The 508-nt window shown below is 68.6% G+C and carries 1 protein-coding gene; it reads left to right on the top strand.

Annotated elements, in window-relative coordinates:
• Positions 1–344: c-type cytochrome (locus tag ACXJKJ_RS32410; protein ID WP_457395871.1), on the top strand; the 344-nt coding region annotated here is incomplete at its 5' end.
• Positions 345–508: the final 164 nt, after the last annotated feature.

The following is a 508-nucleotide window of genomic DNA, read 5'->3' on the forward strand; positions in this document are numbered from 1 at the left end:
GCCTGTGTGCGTGCACGCGCACTGCGCAGACGCCCGAGCAGGTGCATCAACAGCAGCTGCAGCGCGCGTTCGCGATCTGTGCCGGATGCCACACCGTCACCCCGGGTGGCGTGCATCGTTTCGGTCCCAACCTGCACGGGGTGGTCGGGCGTCGCGCCGGCAGCCTGGCCGACTATCCCTATTCCACTGCAATGCGCCAGGCCGACATCACCTGGAGCACGGACACCCTGGATACCTTCCTGCGCGCGCCGGCCGCCGTTGTGCCGGGGTCGCGGATGGTCAATGCCACCGCCGATGCGGAACGGCGGCGTCAGGTCATCGAGTACCTGCAGCAGGCACRCTGACCGTCAGTCCTGTTGCAGCGACGCCAGGTAAGTGCGCAGGGCGGCATCGAAGCGCTCCAGTTCCTCGCCGCAGGCATCCACGCCGTGCACGCCGACCTGCTGCATCAGCGAACGCGCCTGTTCCACCAGCACACCGGCACCGAGGGTGCCCAGCCCGCCGACAA

It is taken from the genome of Roseateles sp. P5_E1, assembly GCF_054049335.1.